Here is a 14,112-nt window from a genome sequence, read left to right as displayed (position 1 = left end):
GCCGCGTGCCCCGGGCCCCGGCGAACCTTCAAGGCGCGACCGCAGTGACACTGCCGCCGACCACCTTCCAGGCATCCCCGAGGCGTGCCCACATGCGGATGTACCGGAACCTGCCCGAGAAAGCTGCCCCATCCAGCGATCCCGACAGGGCTGCGGTGACCACCGATACCGCGCAATGCGCCCGCGCCTGGACGCTGACGGCCTCCCAGTCGGCCTGCGAGAGCTTCTGCCGCCTGGACCGATGAAGCTCGAGATCGTCCTGCTTGCCAAACGTTGCGCCTCCGGGACCAACAAACAGCAAGTCGTCCGAGACCAGTCGTTCGAGCGCTGCAACGTCGCTGCCGAGCATGGCCAGCCGAAGCTGTTCTTCCAGGTCCCGGATCGCGGATTCCATGATGTCCCTTGCACCCTGAGGCGTGAGTCAGGCCGCCACGCGCAGCGGCGGCATCGGTGAAATGTCAGCGTCACTGCGCGTCGCAGGCGCCATGCCACTCCAGGTCCGCAACCGCATCGGCAGGATCCATGAACCCCGCTGGCACGCAGTGGCGCACGGAAATTCTCGCTCACGGCCCGCGCCCCGGGTTGCCTGCCGTCGTATCGGCAATCGTGCGGGATAGTACCGCCTGGTTTCCCGCACTGCCGCACGCCCACCCGCCGAACAGGACAGGCCGGTGGAACGCGGTTTCGGCCTGCGGCCGCGGGCAGGACTTCCCCAAGCCGGTCTACCGCCACGAGTCGACAAAAAAAGCCCCGCAATGCGGGGCCTTCCGTGCATGGATCGCAGTGTCAGGGGAGGAACGTCGCGATCATGCAGCAGCGGGTTGCGGGGCCGGGTCGGGCTGGGCCGCGGCGGTGCGCGGGTTGCGGGAGAAGCGGGCGGACAACATCTGCCGCAGGCTTTCCAGGCCGGCGCCCTTGCCGGACACCTTGAGCACCGCGTAGCCCTCCAGCGAGTTCGCCATCAGGTCGCTGCCCAGCGCCGTCTCGGTGTCCTGCATGCGCTCGAACAGCCGGCCCATCTTCGACAGGCGCGGGCGCAGGGTGTCGAGCATGGCCAGGTCGCGGCGGTAGGCGTCCAGGTCGAAGTTGCGCGGCAGCACGTCGGGGTTCTCGGTGAAGGCGACCACCGCCTGCCGGCAGAACGCCTCGGACTTGTCGCCCATCCGGCTGAGCCCCTTGCGCTCGTCCGGGCTCAGTCCGACCAGCGGGGCGAGGTGTAGTTCCAGCACGCCCAGCGCGCCGTCGACGGCGGCCAGGGCCTCGGTGGAAAGTTCGAGATCGATGCGGTTCTGACTCATGTGTGCACTCCCTTGTCCTTGTCGGATCGCTGATGGCTGGAACCGGCCCGCTTGGCCGGCAGGGACAGTTCACCGCAGGCAGGCCCACCCCGGAATCGGCCAACCGCCCGGACCGGTGTAGGAAAACCCCGCATCGTTGGGTCGGAAGTCGGACCCCTGCCCCGCCGCGGGCAGGCGCCCCGCCCGCCGCTCCCGACCGCAAGCCCAGACCCTTGCGCGCAAACCCCGAACCCCCGCGCGCAAGCCGCCGAGCCTTGCGCGCGAACGAAATAGCGCCGGCCGCCGACCGATCCGGCCCGAACGCCGACCCGCAGGCTTGCGCGCAGCGCCGGCGACAGCCCGTTCGCAAGCCGCGTACCTGCGCGCGCAAAGTCCAAAGCCTTGCGCGCGAGGCGGAAAGCCTCGCGCGCGACGCTGGCAGCGCGCGTGCAAGCCCCGAAGCCTGCGATCCGCAAGCCTCCCGGCCTTGCGCGCGACGGTCGGACCCTTGCGCGCAAGGCGGACAGTTCGAAAGGAGACACTTCTCCGTTCGCGCGCAGCGCTCAAACGTCGGCGCGCGGCACCTTCACCACCGCGCGCGGGGCGAATGCGTCGGAACGGTGTGTCGGTCGAGACGCTGGCGGCGCTGGTTCGTCAGCGTCTCGCGGTGCTCTGTCCGCTTGCGGCGCCGAGCAGGAGGCGACTGGCCGCTTAGGGACGGAGTCGAGGTGCCACGAGGCCGCAGTTAAGTTCCGGCGAATTCAGCGTGACTGGCTGACCGACGCCCTACTGCAATCAGCAATCCACCGACCCGATCGTGACTGCCGGCAAGCGCCCCCGCTGCGATTGCACGTGCAGACTCATTCCCGAGGTCGGCCGGTTCAGCCAATGCGATGCCTGGCGACAGATCGTCGCCCTGCTTTCGGACAGCCCGGCATCCCCCATCCTCACGATGACAACCGGATCGTCCTGCGTCGTCATCGCACCCATGACCTACACATCGGTCACACGGCGCCGGTTCACGGCCGCCCGCTGTTGTACCTGATCGCGCTGCATCCGATCGGTCATCGCCTGCGTCTCGTCGCGCAGCTGCGCGCCCAACTCCCCCGCCGCCCTCTGGAAATCCCGCGCAAGCAGCTGCGTCTGCACCCAGTACGAGTACCAGGGATAAAGCAGCGCCACCGCGACGAACACCACCAGCCCGATCACGAAGCGGCTGTTGGCGTTGTCTTCAGGCGTGCCTTCGGCATAACGATTACGTCGTGAACTAAAGCGCAGGCTGCCAAAATCCCTGTCGCCGGATGACACTCCTCGTTCGGTCATCTGATTCCCCCACTCGAGTTCGCATGGAAATATGCGACCCGATTCCTACCTATCCACGAACTCGCAGACGGCTATGTCGAATGCGTTCGCAAAGCTCATGCGTCCAACTCGAATGTAAGTGGACCTGACCTCTTTACTCCGAAGCCCAGCAGCACTTTGTCCGGCGATCGACGAGCCTTCAGTCCAATCGGGATGACGACTGTCGGCTAGAAGAGGTCATAGCGCTTGCGACCCTACAGCCTGTTGTTTGACTTTGCCCAATGGCCAACCTCCGAGGTTGTCTACCAGTGCATCCAGCTCCACCTGAAGCTCTAGGGTGCGAGCAAGGGCAGCAACAATCTCATGGTAGTGCATGACGTCCTCAAAACTGAGCTGGCGGCCTTTGCGGCCCTTCAGCCACTTCTCGGCCACGCGGTAGCCGCCGATGTGGGTGTCCCACACGCACTGCGGCACGCCATCGAAGTGCTGTGCATCGTTGATGTATACGCGACCCTTGCCGCCATTGCCGGGGGCCCAGCGCACCTTCACCACCTCGTTGCTGCCGGTGACGTCGAAGCGGCTGATGCGTGGCTGCTTCTGTTCCATCGTGTGCAGCGCGATCAGCTCGCGGCCGATGGAGACGAAGCGGTCAAAAATGTCGCGCCCCGGCGGAAGCGGGATACGCGGGAAGTCGCTACGCAGGAAGTCCGCATAACGGCTTCTATAGGTTGGGGTGTACAGCACTGCGTAGATCCAAGCGAGGGTGTCTTCGGGGGCAGGATCGATACCAATGACCATTGAGAGGGCGGCCACAAAATCCCTTCCAACGTTCGCAACCCGTTGCACTTCATCTGACCCGAGTAGGTCTGAAGCTTGCTTCTTGTAGAGCCACAGCGGGAATACGCACGACTGAGTAGTTCGCTCACCACACTTCGTTTCCGGCATATTGGCTACTGCAAAGAAGTGGTCAACGGATTGTGATTTGTTCGATCGCGCGGTGACAAGGCCGACGTTTGGACCGGAAAGGAAGTGCCGCGTCACCTTCTCAACAGGCCAACCTACAAAACCTCTTGCATTTCCGGTGTAATACATAAATCTGTTATCGAACGGTCGATAGCAAACTTCAATTATTCTTTCTGCGACAGGCCCAGACTCACGAAGATCTTTTTGAGCCCGCTCGATTGACCAGTCGCGCACATCTTCAGGGAGATCATACTTGTGACGCGCTTCTAATTCTGGGAGATGGGAGAAATCGACCACACGATCCCATAGCTTGATTTTGTCCATGTCTATGGTTAGCGCATCACGCTTTGTGATAATGCCTACATTACTGACCGGCATGACGTCGAGTACGCTCCAACCCGGCGCATATTCGAGCCGCAAATCTGCGTCTTCTGGAACAAAGAAGTAGCTCGGGCTGACTGGGGCAAGTTCGCGCCATTGCGTGCTGCCGATATCACTTTCGTCCAACAAGGCGTACTTTTCGGCGCGGGTTCCATACATGTCGCCATGAAAGACCTTTGCTAAGCGGCCTTCGATAGGGTTAGCGCTTTCACGTCTAACGAAGATTCCAATCGCGACGCCTTGCTGAATGTCGAATACGTTGTCATCTTTTCCTCCTTGAGGCGTCTTTTCCTTCTTCTTGCTATTGCCATGCAGGTCCAGCAGGTAGATTTCGTCGAAGCAGCGCATCAGGCTTTCGCGCATACCTCGAAATGTTGGGTTGTTCAGATACCCATGATTGGTGACGAATGCGATGATGCCGTACCCAGTTTTCTCAATACGCCATTGCGCGAAGCGAATGAACTTCACGTAGTCGTCATTAATCCACCGCGGGTTCCTTTCTCCCAACGGCTTTCCATCTACATGAAAGTAGCTTTCGGTCTTTTCACTGCTAATGATGTCTCTTCCGCGCAGAAGATTGGCAATCCATGCTCCGGTATTTGCTGACGCTGCGGAATACGGCGGATTGCCGAGCACCACCATCACCGGCGCGTCGCGCTTCACGTTCGCCGCTGCGCGCGATTCCTCGGCCAGCCACTGGGTAAACAGCGGGAGGCCGGTCAGTTCGTGCGCTTCCTCCAGCGAATTAGTCAGGAACACGCCCAAGCGCTGGTCGCTGGCAAAGTCGTATCCGGACTGCTCCAGTTCCAGCCCCAGCTTCATGTGCGCCACGGCGTACGGCGCCATCAGCAGCTCAAAGCCGAACAGGCGCGGCAGCAGGTGTTCGGCCACGTAACCTGGCCACGCCCCCGCATTGCCGTCGAAGTGCTCGCGGATCTTCGCGATCACCGCATATAGGAAGGTGCCTGTGCCGGTGGCCGGGTCGAGGATCTGTAACCGGTGCGTTTCGTAGGTTTCCTCGCCCTTTCCGTGCACCTTCGGGCGCTTGAGTTTGATCTTCTTCGCGTGAGCCAGGCCTTCCTTCATGCCAAAGTCTCGCTTCAGCACGACATCGACGCTGCGCACGATGTACCCCACTACCGGCTCGGGTGTGTAGTACACACCGCGTGCCTCGCGCATCTTCGGGTCGTAGGCAGCGAGGAACGTCTCGTAGAAGTGCACCACGGGGTCTTCCTGGCGGGTGCGCTTGCCGAAGTCGGACAGGATCGCGGTCATGTCGGCGCGCGCCAGCAACTCGGCCAGCTGGTCCACGGCCCAGGCGATGCGCTCGTCTAGATCCGGTCCGGCGATGGAGTTGAACAGTTTGCGCAGGAAGGGATTGGTTTTTGGCAGCGCGCTGGCGGCGATCTGGCGGGTGAACCCCTTGGCGAGCGCGTTGCAGCGCGCCGCAAATAGGCCGTAGCACAGCGTCTGCGCGTACATGTCGGCGAACTGCTCGACGGTCAGCGATTCGATCAAGACTTTTCGGAAGGCCTGCAACTGGCCGTGCAGCTCGCCTTGCTCACCCTCGGCCTTGAAGGTCTGTCCGATCAGGCTGCGGATCAGCTTGCCTAGGCCCGCCATGCGGATGGCAAGGTCCTGTGGCGTGGACTTGAGCGGAATGTCGGCCAACAGGAACTGGTCCAGCAATTGCATGGTGGCGGCCGCCGCGTCGTCGCTCCAACGGATGCGGCCATTGGCGGCCGGGCGCGGCAGGTCGGCCGTCAGACGCAGTTCGCCGTCCAAGTACCAGCGAAAGGAAAGGTAATCGGTAAAGACTAGGTTGCCGAGCGATTCCCGATAGCGGGTGAGCTGCTCGCCGCGTTCCAGTTTGACGAGGTCCAGCCCGACGTCCTTGGCTTCGACGTGCCCCAGCGGCACCGTGCCGCGGACAATGATAAAGTCCGGCGCGCCGCACTTGATCTGGCGCGGCTCGTTGATCGCGTCCACTGCCGGCCCGCCGAGGGCTTCAAGCAGCGCTTCGAGCGCCGGACGGTGGGTGTGTTCGCCGGCCTGGCCGGTCTTAAGGGCCTGCTCCACCGAGGCCAGGTAGTTACGCATCGCTTCGAGCTTGCTCATCCGTCGTCCCTTCATCAGATGCCGATAGGGTACGTGAAGACTGCGAACTCCCAGCAGGGGCGCCGCGGAACCTGTCGGAAGTGCAGGCTTTCACCAGTACCAAGAGGGGGCTGTGTCGGCCAAGAGCGGACGTAGAATCCATATGCGGCCGCTAGGCATGGCATACGACCAGCACTTCAAGTAAGCAGGGCGAAGTCAATCCACTTCCAGCATGTATTTGTCTAAGTAGTCGAAGTACGCGCGTTGCTCGGCAGTTGGATTGAAAAGTAGCTCAGCAAACACTGCATGTAGCACTTGCATCATCAGCCGCTTGTCTTCGTAAGTGAACGCATTGAAATCGTGATCGACCGGCTGGCCAATCTCTTGAAGATGAACGCGGTTGCGTAGCGGCCTCAACCGCTTTAGCTTCCCGTACAGTGCCTGATCATTGCCAATCAGCCTCTTGGACTCTGCCTTTTTTAGCATTGCGTCAAATGTCATCGGAAGGGGCTTCGGGGCGTCCAATTTTTCCTTCACCACCGAGTCAATGCGATACAACTTGTTGTTGATCTTTTTGTTCACGCCCGTGAATTCCTGCGTCACCTCCCAGTCGATCGACGACTGATTGCCAGAAACTACGATGAGGTAGTGAAGCAGCGACTCGATGATTCCGCAGCCGACGATGATCTGAGTTTTCCAAGTCTGCGTCAGCAGTACGGTCGTCAGCTTGAGGTCTATGAGCGTTTGCTCAAGGTACTGAACGTGCTGGAGGTTGTAGGCGATGTTCCGACGGAGCGCGTAAATGTGACCATAACCATGACCGAAGATGACATTTGATAGCAAAGCATCCAGTCGATCGATTGACGTGGGAAGCCAATTGCCATCCTCTCCCTTGCGTTTTAGCGGCATGGACCACCTCCTGATGCTGCTCAGCGTACGTGAATAGCTCCCAGCAAAATCGACGACGTGTAGCGACCCCGACTATCCAGTTCGGGTCGCTTGCGGACATAGCATCCGAGCCTCGTTGCCGTCACTTCGCGCCTCACGCCCCCGCGCGGCAAATCCTCGAAAACGAAGCGCTCCCCGGCCGCGCGTTGTTGATCGTGTGCAGCGCGATCTTGCAGGCCTGCCCGCTGGCGCTGGTGTAGGTGATGGCTTCGCCGACGTTGAGGTTTTCGCGCACCGATGTCTCGGCGTCGCGCGAGGTGAGGTTGATGCTGACGTAGCCGTTGTTGACGCCGGCCAGGCCGATCGAGGTCTCGGGGTCGATCTGCCACGAGCCCGACTCGCCGACGATGAAGTCCGAGCCGCCTTCCATGCCGGTGCTGTCGCGCACGGCTTTGCGCAGGGTCTCGTTCTCGCGCTTGGCCAGGGCGAATTCCTCGATCAGGCGGGCGTTGGTGTGCTGCAGGGCTTCGGCGGCGGAGGCGACGTTGCGCAGGGCGGCATTGCCGTTGCCGTCGAGCGAGCCGCGGAGTTCGGACAGGCTGGTCTTGAGGGCATCGAAGTTCTGCTTCTGCTCGTCCTTCATCTGCACGAGGAAGGCGTCAGGCTTGCGGAAGTTCTGCATGACGCGGTCGGCGGCCTCGTTGCCGAGCACGCCCAGCACGAACAGCACGATGGCGAACACGGCGCCTTTCAAGGGGTGGTCCGTGATGGTTTTCCGCCAAGTCCTGAAGTCGCCCAGCTGGCGGGTGAGCCAACCCGGCTTGTCTGTCGTGTCCGGTGCTGGCTTGCCGGCGTCGGTCTGTGCTGCCATGTCGCGATCCCCTCGGTTGGCTTCAATGCGCGGCGGTGATCGCCGCCCTGACGTCAGTGGCACCCAATCGCATGCGGCCGTTCGTTGTCCTCGAGGGGCCGCAGCGGCAACCGCTGTCGGCGCCCAGCGAGTTCGTGCATGCGGCCGACGGCGTGGTCGAATTCGCCGGCGACGACGACGTTGCGGGTGGCGAAGACGTGGGCCAGCGACTGGTAGTAGCCCAGCGTGCCTTCGCAGCCGCCGTTGAAGCGGTCGAACACGGCCGGGCCGATCGCGGGGTTTTCGAGGTCCTGGATGATGGCGCGGGCGTTGTGGAGTTTTTCGCAGGCGCTGACGAGCAGGACGCTGTCGTCGGCGTCGATGGTGTTGGCGAGGTGGGCGCGCTTGCGGGCGTACCAGTTGCTGCGGGCGACTTCGGGGTTGGCGTCGGCGGCGCGGGCTTCGGCGGAGACGTCGGTGCAGGCGATGACGATGTCGACGACCGCTTCGCCGAACAGCGCGCGGATCATGCTTTCGTGGGCCTGGCCGCAGTCCTCGATGGTGTCGTGCAGCAGGGCGGCGATGGCCTGGTCTTCGTCGCCGCCAAATTCGATCACCAGCGCGGCCACGCCGAGCACGTGGCTCAGGTACGGCACGTCGGTGCCCTTGCGCCGCTGCCGCGCGTGGGCGATGCGGGCGTAGTCGACGGCGCGGCTGAAGCGGTCGCTGAGTGAGTTCACGAATCCCCCTGGTCTTGTCCGGTGCGCCGGGCCGGGATTCCGCGAGGGCGCGGGCGGCCGGGGCAACGCCGGGCAAGGTGGGAATGGTAGTCGCGGGCGACGGGGACGCGGGGGTGGGGGAGAAGTTTTCCTAGATGGAGGTTGTGCGGTGGTGTGTTGGGGATGGGCGTTCGGTTGCGCGGGGTGTGCCTGGGTCGCCGGGCCGCCGCGTTCGCGGGGTGACGCGAGGAACGGCACGCAGGATTCTGAGGGCACCCCTCCCCCTCCCCTGCCTTCGCAGGGGAGGGGGAGGCGCGCGGGTGAAGCCGCTGCCACGAGGGCGCGGGCGCGCGGGAGGGGTTGGCTTGCGGTGGCTGCTGGCGGCACTCCTCCCCGGCCCTCCCCTGCCTTCGCAGGGGAGGGGGGCGAAGGCTCGCGGGTGAAGCCGCTCCCACGAGGGCGGGGGCGCGCGCGAGGGGATTGGCTTGCGGTGGCTGCTGGCGGCACCCCTCCCCAACCCTCCCCTGCCTTCGCAGGGGAGGGGCAACGGCTTTTTGGCCGTGGGCGGTGCTAGGCGGGTGCGTGGTCGGGCTTTACGGGGCTGCGGGGCAGTAAGGCGGCCAGGGCGTTGGCGAGAATGTCGCCGGTGACGGGCTTGCGCAGGAAACCGTCGAAGCCGGCGGCGGTGGCCTGGGGCTCGGCATCGGGGTCGGCGCGGGCGGTGACGGCGAGCAGCGGTCGGGTGAAGCCGTTGGCACGCAGTTGCCTGGCCAAGGCGAGGCCGTCGAGGCCGGGCAGGTCGAGGTCGAGCAGGGCGAGGTCGAAGCGGTGGGCGGCGACTTCCGACAGCGCGGCCAGGCCGTGGGCGGCGTGGACCACGGCGTGGCCCTGGGCGCGCAGCAGGCCGCTGATCACCTCGGCCACGGTGGGATCGTCCTCGACCAGCAGCAACTGCAGCGGGCCGGGCGCGATGGCCTCGGACGCGGGACGCACGGCCGCTGCCGCGGGCCCGGCGGTGGCGGGCAGCGGCAGGTCGACGGTGAAGCGGGTGCCCTGCCCCGGCGCACTGTCGACCTCGATCCGGCCACCCATCGCGTCGGCCAGTTCCTGGCAGATCGCCAGGCCCAGGCCGCTACCGCCGTAGCGGGCGGCGGTGCGCGCGCCTTCGGCCTGTTCGAACCGGCGGAACAGGCGCTGCTTCTGTTCGTCGTTGAGGCCCGGGCCGGTGTCGCCGACCACCACCCGCAGGCCGTTGGCGTGCGGCTGCACGCGCAGCGAGACGTCGCCCTGGTCGGTGAATTTGATCGCGTTGCCCAGCAGGTTGAGCAGGATCTGGCGCAGGCGCACGGCGTCGCCACGCACCCAGCGCGGGGTGTCGACGGCCAGCGATTGCTCGAAACGCAGCCCGCGCTTGCGCGCCACCGGCGCCATCAGCGCAACCACGTCGCCGACCAGCGCATGCAGGTCGAACGGGCGCGCGTCGAGTTCGAGCTTGCCCGCTTCGATCCGGGCGAGATCGAGGGCGTCGTTGACCAGCCGCATCAGGTGGTCGCCGGCATTGCGGATCGACTCGGTGTAGCCGCGCTGACGGGCGTCCAGGCTGGTGCCCAGCAGCAGCTCGCTCATGCCCAGCACGCCGGTCATCGGCGTGCGCACTTCGTGGCCCAGGGTGGCGAGGAAGCGGCTCTTGGCCAGCGAGGCCTGTTCGGCGACTTCGCGCTGGTGCTCGGCCATCTGCCAGGCGCTGCGCCGGCGCAGGCGGTGGCGGTAGTCGGTGGCGGCCTTCCACAGCAGCAGCAGCGCGGCCAGCACGAACGCGGCGCGCGCCCAGGCGGTGCGCCACCACGGCGGCCGCACGGTGAGGGCCAGCACCTGTTCGCGCGCGGCGCCGCCCATGGCGTCGGCCGCGCGCATGCGCAACGTGTACTTGCCCGCGGGCAGGCCGCTGAAGCTGCGCTCGCCGCTGGCGCCCTGCTGCACCCAGTCGCTGTCGAAGCCTTCGAGCTTCGACCAGTAGCGGTTGGATTGGGGATCGTCGTAGGCCAGCAGGCGCGCACGCACGGTGAACTCGTGTTCGCTCGGCGACAGCGTCATCGCCGGCTGCAGCGGTACCGACTGCCAGCGACCGTCGCGGCGCACCGCGAACGAATCCAGACGCAGCGCAGGGGTCGCCGGCGCCGTCTCCGCGGCGAGCGTGTCGACCAGCACCACGCCGCCGTCGGCGGTCGCGGCGGCGAGCACGCCGTCGTCGGTCAGCGCGATGGCGCGATCGAGGAATTCCTGGCTGCCGATGCCCTGCTGCACGCCGTACTGGCGCAGGCGCTTGGTCGCCGGCGTCCAGCGGAACAGGCCGCGGGTGGTGGACATCCAGACGCGGTGCCGCGGGTCCACGCGCAGGCCGGCGGCGCCGACCGACGGCAGGCCGGCTTCGACCCCGACCCTGGCGGTGCGCTGCCACTGGCCTGCGTGGCGCTCGTAGCGCTCCAGCCCGGACAGGCGCTGCAGCCACAGCGCGTCGGGGCCGTCGAAGTCGAAGGCGAACACCTTGGCGCCTGCGGTGGCCGGCACCGGCACGAAGCGACCGCTGGCTGCCTCCAGGCGCGCAAGGCCCTGGGAGCCGGCGATCCACGGTTCGCCGCTGCCCGGCGCGAAGGCCAGCTCTTCGGTCTGGCCGTCGCCAACGCCTCCATCGCCACCCGCCGGCCAGGTCCGGATCACCGCGCCCGTGGCGGGGTCGCGCTGCTGGATGCCGCCGCCCTGGTTCGACAGCCAGACGCTGCCGTCGGCGGCGATGCGCAGCAGGTCGATGTAGCCCGGCAGGACGGCGTCGCCGTCGCGGCTGCGGTTCCACTCGTCGATGGCGCCGTCGGCCGACAGCCGCATCAGGCCGGTGGCGCCGAGCCACAGGTTGCCGTTGAGGTCCTGCGCAATGGCGTAAAGGCGCACGTCGCGCAGGCGGTCGCGCACGTCGTCGTCGAAACCGGAGATCTCGCCCTTCGCATCGATATGCTCGACCAGGCCGTTGTAGGCACCGAGCCACACGCCGCCGGCCTGCGCGGGCGCGACCGCGCGGTAGAACTCGCCCTCCAGCACGCCGCCGGCGCGCGAGAACTGCGCGACCGAGCGCCAGTCCGAACGCAGGTAGCCCAGGCCGGCGCCGGCGATCGGTATCCACAGCGCGCCGTCGTCGGTGCGCAGCAGCGCCGAGATCGTCTTGACGATGCCCGGCCCGCCCAGCGGCACCGGCACCGGCACCTGCCCCGGCTGGACGCGCCACAGGCCGCGCTGGCTGCCGAGCCAGTACGCGCCGGCGTCGTCACGCGCGACCTGGATCAGCGCGTTCGGGCGCTCGAACATCGGCGTCCAGTCCGGCTGCGACCAGCTGCCATCGGCGCCAAGCACGTACACGCCCTGCGCGGCGCCGACCCACAGGTCGTCGCCGACCCGGGTGGCCGAATACAGCAGCGGCGCTTCGTCCATCGGCATGGCGATGCGCCGGATGCGGCCGGCCTCGAACTTCGCCATGCCGGCGCGGGTGGCGATCCACAACGTGCCGTCGCGCGCGAACGCCAGCGACATGATGGTGTCCGACGGCAGGCTGTCGGGATCGGCGTCATCGTGCGCGTAGCGGGTGATGCGGCCGTCCGGTGCGAGGTGGTGCAGGCCGCCTTCGTAGTTGCCGAACCACAGGTCGTCGCCGCGGCTGGCAATGGCAAACACATCGTCGCTGCCCATCTGCGGATGGTCGGCCTTGCGGAGGTGGCGGAAGCCGCGGCGGTCGCGGTCGAGCACGCTCAAACCGCCGTTCTCGGTCGCCACCCAGACCCGGTCGCGGGCGTCGATGTGGACGAACTGGACGTTGTTGCCGGGCAGCGAGGCGGGATCGTCCGGCTCGTGGCGCCAGACGCGCATCTGCAGGCCGTCGTAGCGGGCCAGGCCGTCGCCGGTGGCGATCCAGATGTAGCCGTCGTGGTCGCGGGCGATGCCGAAGAAATCGGTGGATGGCAGGCCCTGGGCCGCGCCGATGATGCGGAAGCGCGGTGTTTCCGGCACTGCGGCGTTGATCCTACCGGCGAGCGGCAGCAGCGCGAGCAGCAAGACGAACGGCAGCACGATCACTGTGCGCAGCATGGTTCCCTCCCCGGCCTGCGCTCCCCGCGCCCGGGAATCCTCGCAACGCAGCGTTGCGCATGCAAGGCCGGTCCTGTTGCCGGATGAACGGCCACGGGGGGCGCATGGCCCTAGAATCGGCCCATGTCTTCGACGCCAGCCGCCATCGCTGCCATGTTCCGGCTCGCCTCCCCGCGCGCCTGTCCGGCTGCGCCATGCGCCCGGCGCATGCGGCTCGCGCTGCTGCTGGCGCTGCTCGCCGCGCCGGCGGCGGTGTTCGCGCAGGCGGCGCGCTACGCCATCGATCCGGTGCACACGCGCGTGATGTTCGAGCTCTCGCACGCGGGCTATTCGCAGGCGATCGGCACCGTGTCCGGCAGCACCGGAACGCTGGTGTTCGATCCGGCGGACTGGAGCCACGCGCGGGTCGAGGTCAGCGTGCCCGTGTCGCGGCTGGATCTCGGCGACGACAAGTGGAACCGCGCGGCGCTCGGGGGCAACCTGCTCGACGGCGACGACCATCCGGCGGCCAGCTTCGTCTCGACCCGCGTCGAGCCCGTGGATGCCACCCACGCAAGCGTGTTCGGCACCCTGACGCTGCGCGGAGTGGCGCGCGAGGTGAAGCTCGACGTGGCGTTCAACCAGGCCAGGCGCTATCCGCTGCCGCCGTTCCGCCGCACCATCGGTTTCTCGGCGACCACCACGATCAGCCGCAAGGCGTTCGGCATCGACGCCTGGCCGACCGTGATCGGCGACAGCGTGATGCTGCGCATCGAGGCCGAAGCGCAGCTGGTGCGCGGCGATGATCCCGCGCCGGCGCCCGCGGCGGCACCGGAACACGACGGCGCGGAAGCAACGACGCCGGCGAGCGACGCTTCCGATGAAGCGCCGACCGACCCCCCGGCGCAGGAGCCGACGCCATGAGCTGGAAGAACTCCGCCGAGCGCTGGGGTCCGGTCAGCCAGTTGCTGCACTGGCTGATCGTCTTGCTGGTGCTGGTGCTGGCGATCGTCGGCCTGACGATGGGCGAACTGCCGAAGACGCCGAAATATTTCTGGGTCTACACGCTGCACAAGTCGGTGGGCATCATCGTGCTGGCACTGGTGCTGGTGCGCATCGGCTGGCGACTGCACGCCGGCGCACCGCGCCCCGTTGCGGGCACGCCGGCCTGGCAGGCACGCATGGCCTCGTTGACCCATGCCCTGCTGTACGCACTGCTGCTGGCGATGCCGCTGTCGGGCTGGCTGTACGACTCGGCCAGCGGGCTGCGGCCGTTCCGCTGGTTCGGGCTGGTGGAGATGCCCAAGCTGTCGGCGCCGAACGAAAGCCTCAGCGCGCTGTCGAACGACGCGCACGAATTGCTGTTCTGGGTGCTGGTGGCGCTGGTCGCACTGCACGCCGCGGCGGCCCTCTACCACCACCTGTTCCAGCACGACGCCACGCTGACGCGCATGCTGCCGCGCCGGCGCGGTGGTCCCGGCGCCGGCTGAGCCGGCTGCGACACTTCGTGGGAGCGGCCATGGCC

10 protein-coding genes are annotated in these 14,112 nt (G+C 66.4%); 2 read left to right on the top strand and 8 right to left on the bottom strand.

Annotated features, from left to right (window positions below; all coding sequences use genetic code 11):
- Window positions 1–28: 28 nt before the first annotated feature.
- From ACFOM9_RS01680 to ACFOM9_RS01645, 8 genes are all read right to left on the bottom strand, one after another.
- Window positions 29–394 (bottom strand): nuclear transport factor 2 family protein, encoded by a 366-nt coding sequence (locus ACFOM9_RS01680; RefSeq protein ID WP_386705560.1) that lies wholly within the window; start codon window positions 392–394, stop codon window positions 29–31.
- Between the two features lie 412 nt (window positions 395–806).
- A complete protein-coding gene (locus tag ACFOM9_RS01675; RefSeq protein ID WP_386705558.1) occupies window positions 807–1,298 on the bottom strand; it encodes a hypothetical protein in 492 nt (163 codons plus the stop codon).
- Window positions 1,299–2,270: 972 nt separating this feature from the next.
- Window positions 2,271–2,600, bottom strand: a complete 330-nt coding sequence (locus ACFOM9_RS01670) for a hypothetical protein (RefSeq protein WP_386705556.1) — start codon at window positions 2,598–2,600, stop codon at window positions 2,271–2,273.
- A 216-nt stretch (window positions 2,601–2,816) separates the two neighbouring features.
- Window positions 2,817–6,041 (bottom strand): type ISP restriction/modification enzyme, encoded by a 3,225-nt coding sequence (locus ACFOM9_RS01665; protein WP_386705554.1) that lies wholly within the window; start codon window positions 6,039–6,041, stop codon window positions 2,817–2,819.
- 195 nt (window positions 6,042–6,236) lie between these two features.
- The gene (locus ACFOM9_RS01660) at window positions 6,237–6,929 is read right to left on the bottom strand and encodes a hypothetical protein (RefSeq protein WP_386705552.1); all 693 of its coding nucleotides are present in this window, start codon (window positions 6,927–6,929) and stop codon (window positions 6,237–6,239) included.
- Window positions 6,930–7,062: 133 nt separating this feature from the next.
- A complete protein-coding gene (locus tag ACFOM9_RS01655) occupies window positions 7,063–7,779 on the bottom strand; it encodes a hypothetical protein (protein ID WP_386705550.1) in 717 nt (238 codons plus the stop codon).
- 53 nt (window positions 7,780–7,832) lie between these two features.
- Window positions 7,833–8,498, bottom strand: coding sequence for an HD domain-containing protein (locus ACFOM9_RS01650; protein WP_386705547.1), 666 nt, complete (start codon window positions 8,496–8,498; stop codon window positions 7,833–7,835).
- A gap of 549 nt (window positions 8,499–9,047) precedes the next feature.
- Window positions 9,048–12,608 carry a hybrid sensor histidine kinase/response regulator gene (locus tag ACFOM9_RS01645; RefSeq protein WP_386705545.1) on the bottom strand — a complete coding sequence of 1,187 codons (3,561 nt, stop codon included), beginning with the start codon at window positions 12,606–12,608 and terminating at the stop codon, window positions 9,048–9,050.
- Window positions 12,609–12,815: 207 nt separating this feature from the next.
- Here ACFOM9_RS01645 and ACFOM9_RS01640 point away from each other — a divergent pair, with 207 nt between their 5' ends.
- Window positions 12,816–13,511 (top strand): YceI family protein, encoded by a 696-nt coding sequence (locus ACFOM9_RS01640; protein ID WP_386707235.1) that lies wholly within the window; start codon window positions 12,816–12,818, stop codon window positions 13,509–13,511.
- The gene (locus ACFOM9_RS01635) at window positions 13,508–14,077 is read left to right on the top strand and encodes a cytochrome b (RefSeq protein ID WP_386705543.1); all 570 of its coding nucleotides are present in this window, start codon (window positions 13,508–13,510) and stop codon (window positions 14,075–14,077) included. Before ACFOM9_RS01640 ends, ACFOM9_RS01635 begins: the two co-directional genes overlap by 4 nt.
- The last annotated feature ends 35 nt before the right edge of the window (window positions 14,078–14,112 follow it).

Source organism: Luteimonas notoginsengisoli (genome assembly GCF_042648885.1).
Taxonomy (GTDB): Bacteria; Pseudomonadota; Gammaproteobacteria; order Xanthomonadales; family Xanthomonadaceae; genus Luteimonas; species Luteimonas notoginsengisoli.
This window is presented reverse-complemented; position numbering and strand designations above follow the sequence as displayed.

Excerpts from the sequence above, each read along its gene's own strand:
- ACFOM9_RS01680 (WP_386705560.1), bottom strand. The coding sequence starts at position 394 with ATGGAATCCGCGATCCGGGACCTGGAAGAACAGCTTCGGCTGGCCATG.
- ACFOM9_RS01675 (WP_386705558.1), bottom strand. The coding sequence starts at position 1,298 with ATGAGTCAGAACCGCATCGATCTCGAACTTTCCACCGAGGCCCTGGCC.
- ACFOM9_RS01670 (WP_386705556.1), bottom strand. The coding sequence starts at position 2,600 with ATGACCGAACGAGGAGTGTCATCCGGCGACAGGGATTTTGGCAGCCTG.
- ACFOM9_RS01665 (WP_386705554.1), bottom strand. The coding sequence starts at position 6,041 with ATGAGCAAGCTCGAAGCGATGCGTAACTACCTGGCCTCGGTGGAGCAG.
- ACFOM9_RS01660 (WP_386705552.1), bottom strand. The coding sequence starts at position 6,929 with ATGCCGCTAAAACGCAAGGGAGAGGATGGCAATTGGCTTCCCACGTCA.
- ACFOM9_RS01655 (WP_386705550.1), bottom strand. The coding sequence starts at position 7,779 with ATGGCAGCACAGACCGACGCCGGCAAGCCAGCACCGGACACGACAGAC.
- ACFOM9_RS01645 (WP_386705545.1), bottom strand. The coding sequence starts at position 12,608 with ATGCTGCGCACAGTGATCGTGCTGCCGTTCGTCTTGCTGCTCGCGCTG.
- ACFOM9_RS01640 (WP_386707235.1), top strand. The coding sequence starts at position 12,816 with ATGCGGCTCGCGCTGCTGCTGGCGCTGCTCGCCGCGCCGGCGGCGGTG.
- ACFOM9_RS01635 (WP_386705543.1), top strand. The coding sequence starts at position 13,508 with ATGAGCTGGAAGAACTCCGCCGAGCGCTGGGGTCCGGTCAGCCAGTTG.